The following is a 21,221-nucleotide window of genomic DNA, read 5'->3' on the forward strand; positions in this document are numbered from 1 at the left end:
CTTGTGTACACTCCTTCACTTCACCTCACTTTACTTGCGCCTTGTCTAGAACTTAGTGGATGCGCTATATTTTAATTTCTATATCAAACTTGCGATTGATGGGGATCAAAAGCATCCCGGACCGCATCTGCAAATAAGTTAATCGCTAAAACCAGTAAAAACATAAAAATAAATGCAGCCAATATAGGCCACCAAATAACAGGATTACGTGCCAACTCAAAACGTGCACTATTAATCATATTTCCCCAACTAATGGTCATGGGTGAAACCCCTACTCCCACATAAGAAAGCAATGCCTCAGCCATAACCAGAAAACTAAAGTCCAAAACCAGAGTGATCACCACAATATGCATCACATTGGGCAATAAATGTTTGCGAATAATAGTAAACCAATTGGATCCTAAAGCACGCGCCGCTTGAACATAATCTACTTCACGTAGCTTCAAAGTTTCAGCACGCAAAAGCCGACATAAGCTAGTCCAACTCGTTACGCCAAGGATGAAACAAAGTGCCAATAAACGTGCATCTGCACTTTGAGCTAAAGTAGTAAATTGTTCAGGATGATTGGCTATGTAAACTTGCAAAGACAAAACTGAGGCAGTAATTAATAAAACACCAGGTATAGAGCTTAAAGTGGTATACGTATACTGAATCAAGTCATCTGCCAAACCTCCAAAATATCCTGCCACGACTCCCAAAAACAAAGCTAAGGGCAGCATAAATAAAGTAGTTAGAAGACCAATGACTAAGCCTGTACGTATGCTCTTAATTGTAAAGTAAAAAATGTCTTGGCCAATTTGTCCCGTACCAAACACATGAAACGTTCTTGAAAGCTCATAACCAAGCACAACAAAAAATGTAAGAACGCTTAGGGTAATTAAGGTGCTTAAACTCGTCGCACTTAAAGCAAAAAAAGGTCTTGAGTTTCGGCACAAACGAATAAAAATCAGAACTATTCCGATACAAAATGCCACGGACAAACCCCATTTGAATGCATGCCAAAAGGTACTTTTTATGATTTCGTTTCGTTCTACTTCTGTTTTTATCCATTTACCAGGATAAATCAGTAATGGATAAGATTGTTCAACAACACCATTCACAAAGGTAGTTTCACTAACAAATTGCCTTAAAGCCAATGGCGCTGAATAAGTTTTTTCTAAAATTTGATCTATAGGAGCCAAAATCTTATCCAACACAGTAGTTGCAGTTTCTGTTTCCTTATTTACCGATGTAATATGAATCGAATCCAAAATACCAACAATAAGAAAAAACAACAGGATGATGCCCGCACTCACAGCGATGGGTCTGTGCAAAATTATGGAAAAAGAGCGTCTTATATGATACTTGCGTAAACTCAGTAAAATAACCACTCCACTAAAGGCTAATAAGGTAAGAAAGCATTTATCAGTCCATAGAAAGTCTACCGTCATTTTATTCTTCTCAATTTAATCTCATCGTTCATTCTTATCCCCTACGTCCCGCGGCTTGTCCGCGGGATCCAAAAATATTTCACCCACACTGGATCCCGCGGACAAGCCGCGGGACGTAGGCAAAAAGTGTTATTCCTTAACTTAAAGGCCGTACAAAATACCTTAGATGCGAAGCAAAACCCGAATTTTTAGAGAGCATTGAATTCCTAACGTTTATATTTAATATTTCTAAGATAACCTCACTCGGGGATCGACCAGCATATAAGAAATATCTGTTAATACCAATCCTACAATATAGAGAATCGAACCCAAGAACACCATAGCCCTCACAATAGCAAAATCCTGTTGTTGAATTGCATCAATCGTATAGCTACCTAAGCCGGGCACTCCGAAAAAAGATTCCAATATCAAACTACCCATAAATAAGGAAGGAATAATCACTACAATTCCGGTTAATATAGGAAGCATTGCATTTTTCAATACATGTTTAAACATCACTCTTCGTTCTGACAGTCCTTTTGCTCTGGCAGTTTTAACATAATCTTTATGCATTTCTTCCAAGAATAAAGTGCGATACCAACGGCTTCCCGCCCCCAAACCGCTAAGTACTGCTACAGTAATCGGCAGAATAACGAACTTTAACGCATCAAAGCCGCTGTCATAACCTGAAATAGGTACGAGACGTAATAATTTACCAAAAAGATATTGGCCACCAATAATATAAAATAAGCTTGAAATCGACATTAAAATAATACAAAGCACCACACCAGTTAAATCAAGATAAGTCCCCCGAAAAAAAGCCATTGCCATAGCTACAATAATGTTAGCAATAACATCCAATAATAAAACGGGTAATGCGATTGAAAGACTTGGCCACATTCTGTAGGTAATGTCTTCACTAATATCTCGTCCAGAATCAGACACACCGAAATTAAAAGTAAAGAGCTTCATTGATTTTTGAAAAAACAAAGTCGACTGTATTTTTTCTATTCCAGTTTTTTGTTCATTATAAAATAAGGGCAAATTATAACCATGTGCCTCTTTCCAATCATCAATCACTTGTTGTTCCACATGTTTCTGCCCTAAATGCATGCGTGCAATATCATCCGGTGTATTAACCATAAAAAATAAAATAAAGGTAATCAGATTAATTCCAAAAAGAATGGGTATCGAATACGTGACTCGACGCAGTAAATACTTGATCATGGGATAAACGTCCTTTCTGCCGGTTTTCTTTCTTTTTTGTGATAAGCAATAACCAAAGGAAGAATTAGGATGAGAATAAGCAAACACAATAAACCCAATGGCCAAAAAACGGGTTGATTCCAAGCAAATCTCAATTTGTTTCGTTCGGGTACATCGATTGCGAGGTACTTTAGAGTTGCAGAAAACATTGTATTTGGCTTAACCCGAGAAACCCAACTCTGGGATAAAATAAACTCTTCAGGATGTATCCCCCAAATCCATGGGGCATCACTACGAACTATAGAGATCATCTCGTCAATAATCTGCTGTCTTTGTGTATCATTTTGTCGATTTTTCATTAAATTGAAAAGACGATCAAATTCAGGATTTTGATAATTGGCAGCATTTTCACCGCTAAACTTTACTTTGCCATTGGCACCATACAACTGAAACAAAAAGTTTTCAGGATCCGGATAATCTGCCACCCAGCCCCAACTAAATATTTGCGTATCACCCGTACGCATTTTTTCTTGAAAACGATTATACAAGGTTGCCCGAACATTCAAATCGATGCCTATCTGGGCAAATTGTTTACGCATCCAATCAAATAAGGATTTGTCCTGAGGACCACCAGTTGTAGTGACATCATAACTCAAAATTAAGTGATTTCCAGTAGCCGGATCAATTCCATCAGGGTATCCTGCCTCAGCCATAAGCTTCTTGGCATCACTAATGGGACGGCGCACTGCCTCATCATTTTTCCATTCATATACATAAGGATTAATTCCCTCTTTACCTTCTTTATAACCAAAAATACCAGGTGGAATCGGTCCTTGAGCTGCGATACCTCGACCATTATGAAAAATGGCTATATTTTCATCATAGTTTACTGCAATTGAAATCGCCCTTCTTAACTTGCGCGCGCGTTCACTCGTTCCCCCCACTACTTTATCAAGCATATTAAATCCCATGTAGTAAGTAGTAGGTTGTAATTCCACAGTGAGATACATATGTTTTTTTTGCATCTCTGGCGTTAGCTCAGCTTTGCCATGGCGATTCGTATGGATTGCCTGATCAAAACTGTCCGCCCCAATCACTGAGCTATCATAATAACCTTGCAAAAATTTATTCCAACGAGGAATAGATTCTTTTTCAAGAGTAAAAATTGCCTTTTCAATAAAAGGTATTCGTTTACCTGCATTATTCAAATAGCCCAATTTTTTATCTTCATCAGAACCGATACTTGGATAATATTCTTCGCGAAAATTAGGATTTTTTTGGAGTACCATATTTCGATTGGGATTATTTTTAACCAACATAAAAGGACCTGTTCCTACTGGGAACCAACTCAAAGTGATGTTATTGTCCAACATGCCTGGTTGAGAGTAAAAGAAATCAGCTTCCCAAGGAACTGGCGAAAAAAAGCTCATAGCCAACCAAAATAAAAACTGGGTGTATTTTCCTTTTAAAGTGATTTCAAAGGAGTAATCATCCAGTTTTTTTAGCCCTTTTAAAGGATAATGACGCAGATCAATGTATTGATTACCTTTAGGAAGTGTTTTTCCATATTCTGCAAAACCGACGATATAGTCACTCATTAAACCATAAATCGGTGAACTCAATGCAGGATTAGCCAATCGTTTTATTTGATAAATATAATCATCAACAATCAATTCCCGCGTACCTATATGCTTAAAATCAGATAATTGGTTAATGTCTTCTTCGTCTAAATATCCCGATGTAACATGATGATAAAAATAGGAGCCTTTTTTATCCTTAGAAAAAGCAGGGTGAGGCTGATAATAAATTCCTTTTTTAATGTTTATAGTATACACACTATAAGCGGGTGTTTCCTGGCTGTTTTCAGGGAGTAAATTACCTTGGGCATCCAGGTATCTTAATTGCGGCATTTGTGATGCGATTAATGGAACTAATTGATACGGCCTTTTCAAATAATCATACTGCAGCAAAGGCTCATATATTTGAGCAATAAAAAGAGACTCATTCGACGAATAAGAAAGTGCTGGATCCAGAGTTTTAGGTTGTTCAGCAAATGATGAGTAATAAATATTTTTGTTTGCTTGTGCGTGGGGATGTGGATTATTTAAAATCCAAGGCCATGCATAAGCAAAGCAGCTAACACTTTTAAAAAACAAAGCCACCAGAACGATTCGCTGTATACGATTCAAAAAAAATCCTTATCTAAATAAATTAGGTCTGTTTCCATTTCGCTAGCTTGAGCTAAAATGGCCTGATTTTCGAGCACCGAAGCGCAGTAAATCAGGACAGTTTAGCCAAGACAGTAAATGGAACTAAATCCTATAATATTTTAAAAAACTGTTCCTCATCCAAAACCGCAACACCCAGATCATTGGCTTTATCCAGTTTGGATCCTGCTTCACTTCCAGCAATAACATAATCTGTTTTTGCTGAGACGCTACCAGTCACTTTAGCCCCCACAGCCAATAATTTTGCTTTGGCCTCTTCACGTCCCATAGTACTTAAGGTTCCCGTTAGAACCACTGTTTTTCCGAATAAAGAATGCGCTTTATTGACTTTCTTTTTCTCAACTTTTGGCCAATGAATACCAAGGGTTAATAAACGTTCAATCACTTGACGATTATGTTCTTGTGCAAAAAAATGTACTACATTAAAAGCACCTACAGGCCCCATATCTGGCAAGCTCATTAACTCTTCTTCTGTTGCTTTGGAAATCGCGTCGATATCTCCGAAATGTTCTGCCAACATTCGGGCGCTGGATTCGCCAATTTCACGAATTCCCAGCGCATAAAGGAACCGAGTAAATGTTGTATTTTTACTTTGTTCTAAAGCGTTCAATAAATTTTTTGCCGACTTCTCCCCCATGCGTGGAAGATTTGCTAAAGTAGTAACATCAAGCGTATAAAGATCGGGTAAATGGCGCACTATTCCTTCATCGACTAGCTGCTCAATAAGCACAGATCCCAACCCCTCAATATACATCGCTTTACGTGAAGCAAAATGCCACATCATTCTTTTTAGTTGCGCTTTGCAAAATAAACCACCCACACAACGCGCAACCGCCTCCCCTTCTTCACGCACTACATCAGAACCGCAAACAGGACATTTATCAGGTAAATGAATCTCTTTGGTATTTGCGGGGCGTCGTTCAAGAACGACAGAAACTACTTCTGGAATAACATCGCCCGCACGACGAATAATAACCATATCACCGATACGAATATCTTTTCTGACAATTTCATCCATATTATGCAAAGTCGCATTACTTACAGTAACTCCTGCAACACTGACCGGAGCCAAACGAGCTACTGGAGTTAAAGCACCCGTTCTTCCTACCTGAAAATCAACGGCTAACAGTTCGGTCATCTCTTCAGTAGCAGGAAATTTATGGGCACAGGCAAATCGGGGAGCTCGCGAAATAAATCCAAGTTGTCGTTGTAAAGGGATGCTATCTACTTTATAAACAACCCCATCAATTTCAAAAGGAAGTTGATTACGCTTGGCTAACATATCGTGGTAATAACTCAGGCAACCTTTGATACCTACTTCCTGTTTGGTGTCTAAAGATACCCTAAAACCAAATTCTTTAAGTAATTGCAATTGCTCCCAATGGCTATCTGGTAAACTATATCCTTCGCAAGCTCCTATACCATAGCAATAAATGGCCAAAGGCCTATTTGCTGTCACTGCAGGATTTAATTGCCGTAAGCTTCCTGCAGCAGCATTACGGGGATTGGCAAAAACTTTTTCCCCAGATTCTTTGGCCTTTTTGTTGTACTCTTCAAAACCAGTTTTTGGCATGTATACCTCTCCACGAATTTCGATAAACCGTGGTGGTTTTGTTACTCTTAAAATTAAAGGAATTGCAGGGATTGTTTTAATGTTGGCAGTAATGTTTTCACCTGTACTTCCATCACCACGCGTTGCTGCAGAAATCAATGTTCCATTTTCGTAGCTAAGATTTACTGCAAGCCCATCCAGCTTAGGTTCACAGGTAAAAACCAATTGCTGAACTGGTTCATCCAGTTTTTCGGTGACACGCTTAATAAATGCTTGTAACTCTTCCTCAGTAAATACGTTTGATAGGGACAGCATGGGTTGCCTGTGAGATACTGGCATAAAGGCATCTGCGGGAGTACCGCCCACACGTTGGGTAGGCGAATCGGCTGTCACTAATTCAGGATATTTAGCTTCCAAATCCAGTAATGCACGAAAACACCGATCGTATTCAACATCAGGAACAAGTGGTTCATCCAGAACATAATAGTGATAATCATACTGCCTTATTTTATCTTTTAATTCAGCAACTTGTCCCTTTATTTCATCAATACTCATTCATTTTCCATCCATAATTCAAAACCTAAGGAGTCATTGCCATACATGAAGCCTGACATTCTACGTGCCACGCTTTATGCGCGGCATCCAGTAATCTTACTTTAAAAAAGACTTCAGCAATACCTCAGAATATCAATCTGGATACCGCGCATAAAGCGCGGTACGTAGGGAAACTACCACCTCTCAAATTTCGCTTCGTTTCACCCAAGCTACGAAAAAATTCGTACCCTTTATGATCCTAAAAACATTAGTTTATCATTAAAAAATATGCTATAGATACATATCGATTCAACAAGAACCGAGGCGTGATAAAAATGGATTTTAAACGTATCTTAATAACAGGGTTTTTACTTGTATCTTCCACATTAATGTATGCTCTTCCACAGTCGGATGGATATAGAAATTTAGGCATCGCATTTGTTCATGGAACAAATGATCACCGAGATGATGCGGAAGGAGGCTATTGGAAAACTGATTTTATTCAAGATATTGCTCAAGGGCTTCCGAATCCTGAAAACTACTATGTAGTTCATTGTGATTACAGTAAATACATGTGGGATGAAGAAGCTGCAGGATGTACTGCAAATCAGCTATTAGATTTTATAGATCGTAACAAAATTGACTCTCTAGTTCTTTATACCCATTCCAATGGCGCAAATGTAATGCGCTGGATCCTTTCGAATCCAACTTATGATAATCGATATATGCGATTAAAAAGCAAAATCAAAAACGTCGTTGCTTTAGCTCCTTCAAGTGGAGGTACACCCCTTGCTGATATGCTTTTCAATGGAGGTGTTTTCGAAGCCAGCCTGAGCTGGTTGTTAGGTTATACGGGAGATGCGGTGAAACAGCAACGTGTTGGTGACATGTATATTTACAACGAAGAGCTCTTATTCGGCACTAATAATCGCCCCTCCTTGCCCGTACCTTTTAATGCAGTCATAGGAACTGATGTTATTGCCTCCCCCCTCTCTTCAGCCAGTTACTGTAATGGTTATCTACTCAATAGCGGCTTAAGAATTGCCAAAATCTATCTGGATTATTGTGCCGATGGTTTTTTAAATTGTACGTCCCAAGCCGCTGCAGGTACGATTTGGTTTTATGACAAGGAACAAACGGATGATGAAACAACGCTTAGCCATAACCAAAGTCGACATTCATGTTTTGGACTGGATAAGAAACTGATTTCTATCCTAGATTCAGAAGGAACTGTAAAATGAGAACTCTACTTACTTTATTGCCTTTATTTTTTTGTTGCGCGCAAGTCAGCGCATTCACCCTGCCACAAAATCCAGTCAAATCTTATGATTGTGATATTTGCAGCACTTTACCTCATGAAAGCATGCAGGATCGCTGGAAAATTGGAGAATTTCCTTTAAATAAAAAAGAAAGCAACATCCAAAAAAGTTACAGTTATAATCAACAAGTGACTGCTGCCGAATTACAACAAGGCATTAACTTAGCGATTCACACACCAGAAGCAGTAATACGCATTCTCCCTTTGCAAAAAAATAAATCTATTCCTGCATTGGAGCTTAAAAGTGCTAAGTCCAGCAAATTCATAAGCTTAAAAGAAGCTTCCTCTTTGTACAGTCAGGATGAAGCAATTGATGAATCACTCAGGATAGGTTCACATCAGATCATGCTGCAAATCAAACCTGAATTGGGTATGAGTCATTTCATACTCAAAAGCAAATCCACAGATTCCTCAAATGCCGATTCCTATCTAATTCATGTGTTTGAAAAATACTCTTTAATTTATTTACAAATTGAACCTTCGGCATTGCAATATCAATACGGTGATCAATTTAATGCCCTTATTACGCTTAAAGATAATATAACCTCTTATCCTGTAGAGGATGTGAATGCCACATTGGTAGGTCCTGATAATCAAACAATCCCTCTCAAAATAAAAGAAATTAAACGCAACCAATTCCAAGCCAGCGCACTTTTATCTTCTGATGACAACACTCATGGGGGCAACTGGTATATCGAGGTCGATGTATTATGCACACTTGGTGAGAATAGTCCCTTACATCGTAGTGGACGGGCTGCTTTCTCCTATTCAATCCCTTCCGCAAGCCTAATGAGCATCAAAAAGATCTCCTCTAACCCTCTAACATTTGCCGCTACTGTAGAAGTTGCTACTGCAAGTCGGTATGCATTACAAAGTGTTTTATACACAAAAAATTCCAAAGGTGCGGATCTTCCCGTTGAAACAGCGCAAAGCGCACAATGGCTCGAACCCGGAAAACAAATAATTAAATTTAGTTTTGACAATTCAGCTCGTTTGGCAGAGGATCAGCTTTCCGTGGGTTATTTGCACCTTACTGATTACGGGCAATTAAAAACGATATATCAATATGACCCACCGATTAAACTCAGTCAACTTTTGGACTAATGAATGCAATTTTTATCTTCAATCACGTTACTTGAGGGCATCGCATATGCTTTAGCCCTCCAATTTATATTCCTAATTTGGCTTTTGATAAAACAAAGCCAGCAAAAAAAATTGAGCAGGCAGTTTAATGAAAAAGTTCTAGAGGCATTTACCTCCCAATTACATCAGGTACGCCTGGATGTAAGTGAGAAAATTGCCCAAGGACAATTGATGACCCAACAACTCATACATGATACCGTCCAAAAACAAATGACCGATGTTAGGGAGCAAATGAGTCATAGTTTCAAGCAACATGCAAGTTCACTGACCTCTCATTTGCAGTTGCTTACTGAAGAAATCCGCAATCATCTCCACAGCTTAACTCAACAAGTCAATCATAAATTAACCGAAGGTTTTGAAAAAACGTCCTCAACTTTTATTGACGTAGTAAAGCGGTTAACAATCATTGATGAAGCACAAAAGAAAATTACTGAACTATCCAATCATGTGGTTAGCTTGCAAGATGTATTAGTTGATAAAAAAGCGCGTGGAGCTTTTGGTGAAGTACAATTGGCGACACTCATCAGCAATATGATTCCACCTAATCATTTTGCAATGCAATATACACTAAGTAATCAAAAGCGCGCTGATTGTATTTTGTTCTTGCCCGAACCAACGGGTAATGTAGTTATTGATGCGAAGTTCCCTCTCGAAACCTATCAGCGACTTATCAGCACTGATACAGGTTCGGTTGAGAAAAAATCGTTACAACAACAATTTCGTCAAGACATTCAAAAGCATATTAAAGACATTGCAGAAAAATACATTATACCCAATGAAACCACCGATGGTGCTATGATGTTCATTCCTGCCGAATCCATCTTTGCAGAAATTCATGCAAATTATCCTGATTTAATTTCTCTTTCTCAAAGATTAAAAGTATGGCTTGTTTCTCCCAGTACTTTAATGGCCGTACTTACTACTGCTAAAGCGGTGCTTAAAGATGATGCCACTCGCAAACAAGTTCACATTATTCAAAAACATCTACAAGCTCTTGCTGATGATTTCCAACGTTTTGAAAAAAGAATGGATAAACTGTCTAAGCACATCAATTTGGCTCATCAAGATGTCAGTGAAGTGAATACATCCGCAAAAAAAATTACGTCGCGTTTTCAAAAAATTGAGTCCGTAGATGTTGAATTAGATGAGCTTGAACTCATTGAAACCGATACATCATTAAATGAAACCTAAGTTGTAGCACCTAATGTGTAGCCTGGGCGAAGGCAAGCCGTAATCCGGGATTAAACAATTATACTCTTGTTTAGAAACCCGGATTCCGCTACGCTTCGCCTGTTTCTACCCCCGCGGCTTGTCCGCGGGGTCCAGTGTTTTAGGGAGATCACCTGGATCCCGCGGACAAGCCGCGGAAAGTCGGAATAGGCCTGGTTACTCAGCGATGTGTAGAAGATTCAGACCCTTCACCCAGGCTACAAAGTGATTTCAAATTAGAGAAAAAGTATATGACACACCCCTTTAATGATCATACTTACCTTAATCAAACATTCACGCAATTAACTATTGAAAAAACACGAATCGAGCAAATCAATTTTGAAAGTTGCCGATTCAAACAATGTAAATTTATTGACGTTATTTTCAGGAATACACAATTCACTGATTGCGATTTTGAAGGCTGCGATCTAGCTCTTGCAAAATTTCCAAATTGTAAATTTTCAGAAATCTCATTTAAAAATTCAAAAATTATAGGTGTAAATTGGACCGAATTAAGTTGGCCCTTGGTCAAGCTTACAAGCCCCCTCTATTTTTACAGCAGCAACCTAAGCCACTCCAGTTTTTATGGATTGGAGCTTTCTGGTTTGATCATTGAGGAATGTAAAGCTCATGATATTGATTTCAGAGAAGCCAATTTAAGTCATGCCAGTTTTGTGGATTCCGACTTACTGAATAGCCTATTTCTCCATACAAATTTAAATTCTGCTGATTTCACAAATGCTATCAATTACACCATTGATCCAAATGAGAATAGAATAAAACAAGCACGTTTTTCCGTCCCGGAAGTCATCGCTTTATTAAATCATTTCGATATTAAAATTAATGATTGGCCCGAGAGTGCCTGATCTGTAGCTGTCAGTGCAGCACATTTTAAAAATTTAGTTTGAATTGTTCTGTTCGAAATAACAACCAATAAATTTTGAGTTCTGAATTTCCGTAATTAATATCGATTCGACCTATAAATTTAGATAGAGTATAATCGCTAATTTTTAAATCCGCTTGCCTAAGCTATGTCCATTAAAACCTTACTCTATAAGAAGCCAATACAATCTAAACAAATATGGGGACAACTCCACGGAAGCAGCTTAGCACTTGCATTGGCTGAATATTGTCAACAAACACCCGGAATCAAGCTATTGATTGCACAGGACAATCTCAGTGCGAATCAATTACAAGCGGAATTGAATTTCTTTCTCAATCCAGACTCACCCCAAGAGTTATTGTTTTTTCCTGATTGGGAAACACTCCCTTATGACCAATTTTCACCCCATCAAGACATCATCTCCGAGCGCTTATATACATTAAGTCGAATCCAACAAGTGACAAATGCGATTGTCATTACCGCAGCAAGCACATTAATGCATCGGCTGTGTCCACCTGAATTCTTGAATCAATATGCATTGATGCTTAAAGAAGGACAAAAGTTGGATTTAACAGCCTTTCGGAACCAGCTGCAACAATCCGGTTACCATTGTGTTAATAAAGTACTTGAGCATGGAGAGTTTGCTTTACGCGGTTCAATTATTGATGTCTATCCTATGGGTTCGGGTTTGCCATTTCGCATTGAACTTTTTGATGATGAAATTGAAAGCTTGAGAGAGTTTGATACTGAAACCCAACGTACAATAGAAAAAATTAAAGAAATCAATGTATTACCTGCTCGAGAATTTCCTTTAAACGAACAAAGTCAACTTCTATTTCGCCGTACATTTAGAGAACAATTTCCCGGAAATCCAAGCCAATGTCCTATTTATGAAGCGATCAGTGAGGGTCAATTCCCTTCAGGAATTGAATATTATCTGCCATTGTTTTTTGAAAAAACAGTTACATTTTTTGATTATTTACCCGAAAACGCCAAGGTTTGCTTAGTTGAAAACATTCAAAATAATGCGGAACAATTTTGGCAAGAGTTAAATGAACGCTTTGAACAAAGACGATACGATATCAGTAAGCCCATTCTATCACCCCCAGCATGTTTTATTAATCCAACTGAATTATTAACTAAGGCCAATACTTATGAACAACTTCGCTTGTTCCAAAATCCTTCTGATAGAAAAGGTGCCGTAGTTAATTTTGACATCGAACCAGGCCCACAACTACCTATAGATAGAAAAACTCAGGAACCTTTAAGCCAACTTCGTCACTATTGTGCGGATTCCTCACGCCGCTATTTAATTGTGGTCGAAAGTGCCGGACGTCGTGAAGTGTTACTTGATCTGCTTAAACCGAGTGGTATTTCCCCCAAAGTTCATTCTTCATGGCACGACTTTATTAATGATACTACTCGGATCAACATCAGCACTGGGGCTCTTATTTATGGATGTGAATTAAAACAAAGTCATATTGTAATCATCGTGGAGTCTCAACTATTTGGAGAGCAAAGTACCCCTCAAAGGCGAGGAGTACAAAAAGCGGTTGACCCTGATTTAATTATTCGTGATATGGCTGAACTCCGCGTGGGCGCTCCTGTAGTTCATTTGCAGTTTGGCGTAGGACGTTATCAAGGATTACAACATATAGAATCTAATGGGTTTGCTAGTGAGTTTTTAGTTCTTACTTATGCAGGCGAGGATAAAATTTATGTCCCTGTCACCTCACTCCACCTCATTAGTCGATATACAGGGGTTGATAGTGAACATGCCCCTTTGCATAAACTGGGTTCTGATCAATGGCAAAAAGAAAAGAAAAAAGCTGCCGAAAAAATTCATGATGTAGCAATTGAACTGCTGGATCTTTATGCAAAAAGAGAAGCACAACCTGGATACCAGTATAAAGTAGAGCACGATGAGTATGTTAAATTTGCCAGTGCTTTTCCTTTTACAGAAACTCCGGATCAATTACAAGCCATTGAACAAATAATAAAAGATATGGAATCCCCAAGACCTATGGATCGTTTAATTTGCGGGGATGTAGGGTTTGGAAAAACTGAAGTAGCCATGCGTGCCGCTTTTGTTGCAGTACAAAGCAACAAGCAAGTCTGTATCCTGGTACCAACAACCCTCCTCGCTGGGCAACATTTTGAATCATTCCGGGACCGATTTGCCGATTTTCCCATCAACATTGAATTGCTTTCACGTTTTCGTTCAGGCAAAGAAACTGAAGCGGTGCTCACTGCTTTGAAATCAGGAACTGTTGATATCGTCATAGGAACCCATAAATTATTCCAAAGTAACATTGCCTTTAAAAATTTAGGACTTCTCATTATTGATGAAGAGCATCGTTTTGGAGTGAAACAAAAAGAACACATCAAAGGCTTACGGACTCATGTTGATATTTTATCGATGACAGCTACTCCAATTCCTAGAACACTGAATATGGCTATGGCGGGTATAAGGGATATTTCTCTAATGACTACACCCCCAGCCAAACGTCTCGCGATTAAAACATTCTGGCAAGAGAAAAAAGATGCCACTGTGCGTGAAGCCATACTGAGGGAGATTCTTAGAGGGGGGCAAGTTTTTTTCTTGCATAATAATGTAGAAACAATTGAACAAGTGTGCCAAGATTTGCAAACCCTGGTTCCAGAGGCGAAAATACGCAGTGCGCACGGACAAATGCGTGAGCGCGAGTTGGAACGGGTAATGTCTGACTTTTACCATCACCGCTTCAATGTACTGGTCTGCACCACGATCATTGAAACCGGTATTGATATTCCCACAGCCAATACAATTATTATTGATCGTGCGGATAAATTTGGTTTAGCACAACTGCATCAGTTACGTGGGCGTGTGGGCCGTTCTCATCATCAAGCATATGCTTACTTGCTGACCCCTAATGAAAAATTATTAACTGCTGATGCCGTCAAACGGCTGGAAGCAATTGTTTCATTAGAGGATCTCGGTGCAGGATTCACTCTGGCAACACATGATCTGGAAATTCGCGGAGCAGGTGAACTACTAGGTGCTGAACAAAGTGGAAACATGCAGGCAGTCGGATTCAATTTATTTATGGAAATGCTTGATAAAGCGGTACATGATTTAAAAGCAGGAAGAACACCCGAGTTATCTGCTCCTATGCATCAAGGACCTGAGATAGATTTACGGATCAGTGCCATTATTCCTGAAGAATACATCCCTGATATTCATAATCGACTGATCATGTACAAACGAATCGCCAATGCAAAAAGTAAAGAACAATTACATGATTTACAAATTGAGTTGATTGACCGGTTTGGTTTGCTTCCACAACAAGTGAAGCACTTATTCTTGATTACTGAATTAAAATTAAAAGCAGAAAAAATGGGCATTCAAAAAATCAGTGCCGGTGCACAACAAGGCAAACTGGAATTCAATGAAAATCCTTCGATTGATCCAGGAGTGTTGATTCATTTAATTCAAGTACATGCCAAAAGATACCAAATGGACGGCCCCCAACGCTTACGTTTTACCCTAGATAATACTGCATCAGAAGAGCGCATTTTTGAAATCAGCTCTTTGCTTAACCGATTAAATGACGAGAAAAGTGCGTAGAATAAATAGAGAGCAAAAGTAATCCAGGATTTATAGCGCATGATTATCCGAAACCGTGGAGAAGTTTGCTATTTAACTTTCATAGTAGTAGCATGCTTCGGCAAAATACCACTATGAAATGTATTGTTATTACCATAATTTAGTGCCATGGATTAGGCGTCCCCTGTATTATTTTAGACTGACTTATTCCAGTGTTCACTAATTTAAAAATTAGCTCACCAAATAATATTACAAGGAGACTAAGAGAATATGAGATTCAAGGCAATTGCTATAGCAGCACTGTGTATTGGATTTAATAGTTTAGCCATTGCTGGTGTGATGGGGAGTGTTGCTCCTTCTGCACCAAGATTTTATATTGGTGCTGAAGGCGGAGCTTCTATTTCTTTAAACACGCATTTTGCACCCGATCTCGGTGGTAGCGAGCCTCTTCGTGTCGTTGCACCAAGCAACTCCGATTGGAATAACGACTTCGGGATTGGCGGTTTTGGAGGTGCATTCATCGGCTATCAATATAACCCCAACTTTGCCATCCAGTTTACTTGGGATTACCGAAGTGGCTATGATTATTTTCTTCATGCGAGCTATGCAGTCATTCCTACTGATCCTAATTTTTATCTGGAAGATCATTTTGAGGCAGATGACATTGACGTCCAAACGTTCCTGTTTGATCTGATTTTAAAGCCCACTGTAAATTGGGGTGGCTTTGTACCTTATGTTAAAGGCGGGATTGGTTTTGCTTATAACCAAATGGGTAATCTAAGAAACGTACAGCATGTGTTCGGCGGTAATCCAGTAACTTATGATATTCGCATTCATGGAGATTCAGTGACTAGCTTTGCTTGGGATGCTGGTGTCGGTGCTGATTACTTTTTTAACGATAAAGTCAGCATTGGGCTTGGCTATCGTTTTGTTGATGCGGGTACTTTGCGCACTGAAAATTCATTCTTCGATGTCGTTACTGTTGCTACAGGGGTACTCACACCTTTCGAAACGAAGCATCTTTTCTTAAACGAATTTGTTGCCTCAGTTGCTTACCATTTTGATTTTGCGTAAATCATAGTGTTAACCACTAAGCTTTAGACAAGGTGCAAGTGAATGAGGGTGGAGGAGTGTATAAAATAATACATAACTGAAGCCGAGTAAGCTTGCACCACTAAAAATTTTCGTTGACAGTCTATTTTTATTCATTAACAATCTAATTCGCTTATATAATTAAATTTCTTTATTTCAATTAATATAGAAGGACCTATTATAATGAAAAATATTTTTTTAAGCTCATTATTGATGCTTTCCGGCTCCATTGTACTACCTGAAATGGCAATGGCAGACCCTATTGGATATGAAGTCAATGTTTTTTGTCCTATGACTCAAGGCGGTCCAAATGCTGTCACTAATTTTGGAAGCTATATTGGTGGCTATGGTATGGAAGATATATTGTCTCAACCACTCCAAGTATATTTTCGTTCGACTGGGTCAGTACAAGATGTTCCTGCTAACTTAATCAACTATTTTAATGATTCTGTTACGTATAACAGTGCGACTGGAAATATAATTTGTAGTTATCAAAGCAATAATCCGGCCGATCCAAGATTTACTGTAACTTATACTATTACTAATGGATTAGGAGGTACTGTACAAGCTCAATCTAACAATTCCATCAGCGTTAGAATTCCTGTTGGTTTAAAGGGTTAAATGCAGTAATCCAAAACATGAGTAAGAACATCAAATGTAGCCTCAGTAAAGCAAAGTAAAGCTCAGGCTACATTGTAATGTTTTATTCTTTAACTTGTCCCACCCACGGTTAAAGCATCTATTTTCAAAGTAGGCTGCCCTACTCCAACCGGAACTGATTGCCCCTCTTTTCCACAAACACCGATTCCTCGATCCAATCCCAGGTCATTTCCAATCATACTGATTTTTTTCATTACATCGGGCCCATTACCAATGAGTGTTGCTCCTTTGACTGGCGCAGTAATTTTTCCATTTTCAATAAGATAAGCTTCGCTGGCTGAGAATACAAATTGACCTGAAGTGATATCTACCTGTCCACCCCCAAAATTGACTGCATACAAACCGCGTTGTACTGAACGAATAATTTCTTCAGGATCATGTTGTCCAGCCAACATGTATGTATTAGTCATCCTGGGCATAGGTACATGCGCATAAGATTCGCGGCGACAATTACCTGTAGATTGCATGCCCATCAATTTGGCATTCAGTTTATCTTGCATGTAATTCACCAAAACTCCGTTATCAATCAACGTAGTGCATTGTGAGGGTGTCCCTTCATCATCAATTGTTAAGGAACCACGCCTGTCTTTCAAAGTACCATCATCAACTACTGTAACCCCGGTTGCTGCAACTTGTTGGCCAATACGCCCAGAAAAAGCAGATAAACCCTTGCGATTAAAATCCCCTTCCAAACCATGCCCTACCGCTTCATGCAATAGAACACCGGGCCAGCCTGGTCCAAGAACAACGGGCATCGTCCCTGCTGGAGCAGGTTGGGCCTCCAGATTAATCAATGCTTCACGTACTGCTTCACGAGCATAACTTAAGGCATTTTCCTTTTCGTAAAAATAAGAATAAGGCACCCGGCCGCCGCCACCAGAACGAGCGGACTCCCTTCTTCCATTTTTATCTTCTACGATCACACTGACATTGATGCTCACCAAAGGTCTAACATCAGCAATCATCTGCCCATTCATCCCAGCTACCATTACAACCTCATAACAGCCACTTAAGGACGCATTAACTTGGGTCACTCGAGGATCAATACTGCGCGCTTCTTTATCAATTGCTTCTAATAAAGCAATTTTTTCTTGCTTACTCATCCCTTCAATAGGGTTTAAACTTTGATAACGACTTACCGCCGCACCTTTTACCTGGATAGATTGAATTGGCTTCGATCCAGTAAGTGCAATAGAACGAGCTGCGTCAGCTGCCCGTAACATTGAGGGCAGTAAAATATCATCACAATAGGCAAAACCTGTTTTATCGCCACTGACAGCTCGAATACCTACACCTCTATCTAAAGAATAGCTACCGCTTTTCACTACTGAATCTTCCAAATACCATGATTCATAACTGCAACTTTGAAAATAAAGATCTGCATCGTCAATATGACGATTCATAATGGTTTTAAATAATTTTTCTATCCCCGTTTCGTCCAGCGCAGCAGGAGCTAATAAAATTTTTTTTGCTGTAGTAAGAACCTCTGTCATTTAATTACCTTTTAAATAAATAAAATAATATCTGTTAGTTTGATGTATTAAAAAAGTAGTATTCTACTTATAAGTTTAATACATGATGTTCCAAACAGGGGAAACTTCGGCGTAATTCTTGCTGACCTTGTAAATCAATTTCTGCTATTACCACTCCAGTACCCGTTTCTTTTTGTGTCAGTACTTTTCCCCAAGGGTCAACAATCATGCTATGACCAAAAGTAGTACGTCCATTTTCATGCTGCCCCCCCTGATTTGCCGCCAAAACATAACATAGATTTTCAATAGCTCTCGCTCGCAATAATACTTCCCAATGAGCTAAGCCTGTTACAGCCGTAAATGCTGAAGGGACGGTAAACAACTGAGCCCCTTGCAACATGAGTTGTTGATAAAGTTCTGAGAAACGTAAATCATAACAAACTGTTAATCCTACTTTTCCAACGGGGGTATCTACAAGAGCCAGATCATGCCCACACTCAATGGACATCGATTCTTGATATGCTTCTTTTGAGGAAACATACACATCAAACAAATGAATCTTATCATAACGCGCCGCACACTTACCTTGGGCATCATAAACCAGACAACTGGCGCGTACCTTGGAACCTGTGCTTTTAAGAGGAATAGTTCCGGCGATTACCCATAAGCCTAATTTTTTTGCCAATTGACTAATTTTTTGTTGTATTGGACCTACACCATATACTTCCCCAATCTGTAATTTATCTGTTTCCCTAAGTCCCATAAACGCAAAATTTTCAGGTAAAAGCACAAGATCTGCTTGCTCTTCACGGGCTTGGAGCATTAATTTTTCAACTTGATGTAAGTTATCAGCAACTTCTGCTGAAGAAACCATTTGTATCAAAGCTGCGCGTGCCATAATAAATCCTGCAATTTTATGACATCAAAAATGTCGAAATTTTTTGCGTTATCCTGAATGCCAGGTCACTACGGACTCTATTCTAGAATTATTTATATACTACTATAGTACTATAGAACCTCAAAACAAAAATAATTCCTTTTAAACTTGAAATATAGGAAACTAACCCATAGATATGCTAGACTGAGAATATAAACATAGAGGAGCTCTAAACAATGAACCGAAATGATGTCACTATACTTACGCGACGTAATGAGTCAGTGCTTGCCAGCAATAAGGTACTGCGTAATACCTATCTATTACTGAGCATGACATTTTTGTTCAGTGCATTTATGGCAGTTTTTTCTCTTACGAGCGGTGCGCGTCCCATGAACCCTCTTCTTATGATAGTTGGCGTTTATGGCTTAATGTTTTTGACTCAAGCACTCCGAAACAGTGTCTGGGGATTAGTAAGTGTTTTTGCCTTCACCGGATTCCTGGGTTATACCTTAGGTCCAGTGCTTAACTTCTACATCAGTCACTTTACTAACGGTCCGCAATTAATTGCAACTGCGTTAGGCGGTACTGGTATTATTTTCTTTGCATTATCCGGCTATGCGTTAACAACTAAAAAAGATTTCAGCTTCCTGGGTGGATTTCTTTTTGTCGGTATGATGGTTGCTTTATTAGCGATGATAGCAGGAATTTTTGTTCATATACCTGCACTGCAATTAGCTATTTCAGCTGCGTTTATTCTTATTTCTTCAGGACTAATTCTCATGCAGACAAGTGCAATTATCCATGAAGGTGAAACGAATTACATCTCGGCTACCGTAGGTCTATTTGTATCAATTTACAACTTGTTCGTCAGCTTGCTTAACATATTAAGTGCGTTTTCAGGGCGCGACTAGTATCATTCTCCTCTACCTAAATCCCGGTTCATTTTTGCCGGGATTTTTTTTTGATAAGCGCATCCTGTATCACCGGGAAAGTCAGCTTTTTCGTTCAAGATGAGCCAAATATGGCTTTCCATCAAAATTAGCAAAAATGGTCAAAACATTCTTCCATAAATTCGATAACATGATTTGTGTAAATAAGTTGATGACCTTAAATTGAGAAAAGCATGAATTATAAGTACCAATTAGAAAAAGTAATTGAGTTTATCGGCAAACATCTTGATGAAAAGCTTGATTTAACTCAATTAAGTCATATTGCCTGCTTTTCAAAATACCATTTCCATCGTTTATTTACCGCTTATACAGGGCTATCGTTACAACAATATATTCGTTGGCTTCGTTTAAAACGAGCAGCCCATCAATTAATTGTTGATAAAGATAAAACCATTATCGAAATTGCAATAAATGCGGGATTTGAATCTCATGAGGCCTTTACACGTGTATTTAAACAAGCTTGTGGTATGAATCCAAGTGAATTTAGAGTGCACTCAAATTGGAGTTTTTGGGAAAACTCACCGTATTATTTGCCAAAACAAGGTAACATCATCATGAATGTATTGATCAGAGAGATACCAGCCAGACGTTTGGCGGTACTAGAACATCGAGGCGCACCTGAAAAAGTGGGTGAAAGTGTCAATAAGTTAATTCATTGGGCAAAATCTCAATCGATGAACTTAAAACCTAAAGCAGGAGAAGCTTTTGGCTTTGCTTATGACGATCCAAAGACAACTGACCCCGCTGATTTTCGGTTTGACTTAGGGATTACCGTCCCAGAGCAAATAAAACTTGAAGGTAATATCATTGAAAAACACCTACCTGCAGGGCGTTATGCTGTAGCAGTTCATAAAGGCTCACGCGATACCATTGGGGACGCAGTCTATTGTTTATATCGTGATTGGTTGCCTAATTCAGGCGAACAGTTGGGTGATTTACCCTGTATTTTTTGCTATTACAACTTTGACCATGAAGTAGCTGAGACCGAACTGCTTACAGAGTGTTGGTTATTATTAAAATAACCTTGCATAATATTGGTTTAAAAAAGCTACATGTAGCCTGGGGGGAGGCGCAAGCCCTAACCCGGGACATCATCGGCAGC

The 21,221-nt window shown here is 39.0% G+C and carries 17 protein-coding genes; 10 read left to right on the forward strand and 7 right to left on the reverse strand.

Annotated features, from left to right (window positions below; translation table 11 throughout):
- Nucleotides 1–83: 83 nt before the first annotated feature.
- Together FOLKNPGA_RS11495 and FOLKNPGA_RS19210 are read right to left on the reverse strand one after the other, a co-directional pair.
- Nucleotides 84–1,430 (reverse strand): ABC transporter permease, encoded by a 1,347-nt coding sequence (locus tag FOLKNPGA_RS11495; RefSeq protein ID WP_182350039.1) that lies wholly within the window; start codon nt 1,428–1,430, stop codon nt 84–86.
- A 21-nt stretch (nt 1,431–1,451) separates the two neighbouring features.
- On the reverse strand, nt 1,452–1,517 hold the full coding sequence (locus FOLKNPGA_RS19210; protein ID WP_370529203.1) for a hypothetical protein: 66 nt from the start codon (nt 1,515–1,517) through the stop codon (nt 1,452–1,454).
- Here FOLKNPGA_RS19210 and FOLKNPGA_RS19215 point away from each other — a divergent pair.
- On the forward strand, nt 1,507–1,575 hold the full coding sequence (locus FOLKNPGA_RS19215; RefSeq protein WP_370529204.1) for a hypothetical protein: 69 nt from the start codon (nt 1,507–1,509) through the stop codon (nt 1,573–1,575). The genes FOLKNPGA_RS19210 and FOLKNPGA_RS19215 overlap by 11 nt on opposite strands.
- Nucleotides 1,576–1,658: 83 nt before the next feature.
- On the opposite strand, the gene FOLKNPGA_RS11505 is transcribed toward FOLKNPGA_RS19215, so the two are convergent.
- The 3 genes from FOLKNPGA_RS11505 to ligA all read right to left on the reverse strand — a co-directional run bounded on the left by FOLKNPGA_RS11505 (nt 1,659) and on the right by ligA (nt 6,950).
- Nucleotides 1,659–2,636: an ABC transporter permease gene (locus tag FOLKNPGA_RS11505; protein WP_182350041.1), complete on the reverse strand. Its 978-nt coding sequence runs from the start codon at nt 2,634–2,636 to the stop codon at nt 1,659–1,661.
- Nucleotides 2,633–4,804: an ABC transporter substrate-binding protein gene (locus FOLKNPGA_RS11510; protein ID WP_370529167.1), complete on the reverse strand. Its 2,172-nt coding sequence runs from the start codon at nt 4,802–4,804 to the stop codon at nt 2,633–2,635. The genes FOLKNPGA_RS11505 and FOLKNPGA_RS11510 overlap by 4 nt, the downstream gene beginning before the upstream one ends.
- 130 nt (nt 4,805–4,934) lie before the next feature.
- Entirely contained in the window at nt 4,935–6,950 is a 2,016-nt protein-coding gene (ligA, locus tag FOLKNPGA_RS11515) for an NAD-dependent DNA ligase LigA (RefSeq protein ID WP_182350042.1), read from the reverse strand.
- Nucleotides 6,951–7,264: 314 nt separating this feature from the next.
- Here ligA and FOLKNPGA_RS11520 point away from each other — a divergent pair, with 314 nt between their 5' ends.
- The 7 genes from FOLKNPGA_RS11520 (at nt 7,265) to FOLKNPGA_RS11550 (ending at nt 16,781) form a co-directional block, all read left to right on the forward strand.
- Nucleotides 7,265–8,170 (forward strand): hypothetical protein, encoded by a 906-nt coding sequence (locus tag FOLKNPGA_RS11520; protein WP_182350043.1) that lies wholly within the window; start codon nt 7,265–7,267, stop codon nt 8,168–8,170.
- Nucleotides 8,167–9,351, forward strand: a complete 1,185-nt coding sequence (locus FOLKNPGA_RS11525) for a DUF4785 domain-containing protein (protein ID WP_182350044.1) — start codon at nt 8,167–8,169, stop codon at nt 9,349–9,351. The genes FOLKNPGA_RS11520 and FOLKNPGA_RS11525 overlap by 4 nt, the downstream gene beginning before the upstream one ends.
- A 3-nt stretch (nt 9,352–9,354) precedes the next feature.
- Nucleotides 9,355–10,581: a DNA recombination protein RmuC gene (locus tag FOLKNPGA_RS11530; protein ID WP_182350045.1), complete on the forward strand. Its 1,227-nt coding sequence runs from the start codon at nt 9,355–9,357 to the stop codon at nt 10,579–10,581.
- 269 nt (nt 10,582–10,850) lie between these two features.
- Nucleotides 10,851–11,465: a pentapeptide repeat-containing protein gene (locus tag FOLKNPGA_RS11535; RefSeq protein WP_182350046.1), complete on the forward strand. Its 615-nt coding sequence runs from the start codon at nt 10,851–10,853 to the stop codon at nt 11,463–11,465.
- Nucleotides 11,466–11,630: 165 nt separating this feature from the next.
- Nucleotides 11,631–15,089 (forward strand): transcription-repair coupling factor, encoded by a 3,459-nt coding sequence (gene mfd, locus FOLKNPGA_RS11540; RefSeq protein WP_182350047.1) that lies wholly within the window; start codon nt 11,631–11,633, stop codon nt 15,087–15,089.
- A 249-nt stretch (nt 15,090–15,338) separates the two neighbouring features.
- Nucleotides 15,339–16,142: an outer membrane protein gene (locus FOLKNPGA_RS11545; RefSeq protein WP_182350048.1), complete on the forward strand. Its 804-nt coding sequence runs from the start codon at nt 15,339–15,341 to the stop codon at nt 16,140–16,142.
- A gap of 201 nt (nt 16,143–16,343) precedes the next feature.
- Nucleotides 16,344–16,781 carry a hypothetical protein gene (locus FOLKNPGA_RS11550; RefSeq protein WP_255465967.1) on the forward strand — a complete coding sequence of 146 codons (438 nt, stop codon included), beginning with the start codon at nt 16,344–16,346 and terminating at the stop codon, nt 16,779–16,781.
- 89 nt (nt 16,782–16,870) lie between these two features.
- On the opposite strand, the gene tldD is transcribed toward FOLKNPGA_RS11550, so the two are convergent.
- The gene (gene tldD / locus FOLKNPGA_RS11555) at nt 16,871–18,313 is read right to left on the reverse strand and encodes a metalloprotease TldD (protein ID WP_182350049.1); all 1,443 of its coding nucleotides are present in this window, start codon (nt 18,311–18,313) and stop codon (nt 16,871–16,873) included.
- A gap of 67 nt (nt 18,314–18,380) precedes the next feature.
- The gene (locus FOLKNPGA_RS11560) at nt 18,381–19,190 is read right to left on the reverse strand and encodes a carbon-nitrogen hydrolase family protein (protein WP_182350050.1); all 810 of its coding nucleotides are present in this window, start codon (nt 19,188–19,190) and stop codon (nt 18,381–18,383) included.
- A 215-nt stretch (nt 19,191–19,405) separates the two neighbouring features.
- Here FOLKNPGA_RS11560 and FOLKNPGA_RS11565 point away from each other — a divergent pair, with 215 nt between their 5' ends.
- Together FOLKNPGA_RS11565 and FOLKNPGA_RS11570 are read left to right on the forward strand one after the other, a co-directional pair.
- Complete coding sequence (locus FOLKNPGA_RS11565; protein WP_182350051.1) at nt 19,406–20,080, forward strand: Bax inhibitor-1/YccA family protein; 675 nt, start codon at nt 19,406–19,408, stop codon at nt 20,078–20,080.
- Nucleotides 20,081–20,292: 212 nt separating this feature from the next.
- Entirely contained in the window at nt 20,293–21,141 is an 849-nt protein-coding gene (locus FOLKNPGA_RS11570) for a GyrI-like domain-containing protein (RefSeq protein ID WP_182350052.1), read from the forward strand.
- The last annotated feature ends 80 nt before the right edge of the window (nt 21,142–21,221 follow it).

Origin of the sequence: Legionella sp. PC1000, assembly GCF_014109805.1 — a bacterium.
In the GTDB taxonomy this organism is placed as follows: Bacteria; Pseudomonadota; Gammaproteobacteria; order Legionellales; family Legionellaceae; genus Legionella; species Legionella resiliens.

What these genes read in the sequence shown, in the direction of transcription:
- FOLKNPGA_RS11495 (WP_182350039.1), bottom strand. Translation starts at nt 1,430, where the DNA reads ATGACGGTAGACTTTCTATGGACTGATAAATGCTTTCTTACCTTATTA.
- FOLKNPGA_RS11505 (WP_182350041.1), bottom strand. Translation starts at nt 2,636, where the DNA reads ATGATCAAGTATTTACTGCGTCGAGTCACGTATTCGATACCCATTCTT.
- ligA (WP_182350042.1), bottom strand. Translation starts at nt 6,950, where the DNA reads ATGAGTATTGATGAAATAAAGGGACAAGTTGCTGAATTAAAAGATAAA.
- FOLKNPGA_RS11520 (WP_182350043.1), top strand. Translation starts at nt 7,265, where the DNA reads ATGGATTTTAAACGTATCTTAATAACAGGGTTTTTACTTGTATCTTCC.
- FOLKNPGA_RS11525 (WP_182350044.1), top strand. Translation starts at nt 8,167, where the DNA reads ATGAGAACTCTACTTACTTTATTGCCTTTATTTTTTTGTTGCGCGCAA.
- FOLKNPGA_RS11530 (WP_182350045.1), top strand. Translation starts at nt 9,355, where the DNA reads ATGCAATTTTTATCTTCAATCACGTTACTTGAGGGCATCGCATATGCT.
- FOLKNPGA_RS11535 (WP_182350046.1), top strand. Translation starts at nt 10,851, where the DNA reads ATGACACACCCCTTTAATGATCATACTTACCTTAATCAAACATTCACG.
- mfd (WP_182350047.1), top strand. Translation starts at nt 11,631, where the DNA reads ATGTCCATTAAAACCTTACTCTATAAGAAGCCAATACAATCTAAACAA.
- FOLKNPGA_RS11545 (WP_182350048.1), top strand. Translation starts at nt 15,339, where the DNA reads ATGAGATTCAAGGCAATTGCTATAGCAGCACTGTGTATTGGATTTAAT.
- FOLKNPGA_RS11550 (WP_255465967.1), top strand. Translation starts at nt 16,344, where the DNA reads ATGAAAAATATTTTTTTAAGCTCATTATTGATGCTTTCCGGCTCCATT.
- tldD (WP_182350049.1), bottom strand. Translation starts at nt 18,313, where the DNA reads ATGACAGAGGTTCTTACTACAGCAAAAAAAATTTTATTAGCTCCTGCT.
- FOLKNPGA_RS11560 (WP_182350050.1), bottom strand. Translation starts at nt 19,190, where the DNA reads ATGGCACGCGCAGCTTTGATACAAATGGTTTCTTCAGCAGAAGTTGCT.
- FOLKNPGA_RS11565 (WP_182350051.1), top strand. Translation starts at nt 19,406, where the DNA reads ATGAACCGAAATGATGTCACTATACTTACGCGACGTAATGAGTCAGTG.
- FOLKNPGA_RS11570 (WP_182350052.1), top strand. Translation starts at nt 20,293, where the DNA reads ATGAATTATAAGTACCAATTAGAAAAAGTAATTGAGTTTATCGGCAAA.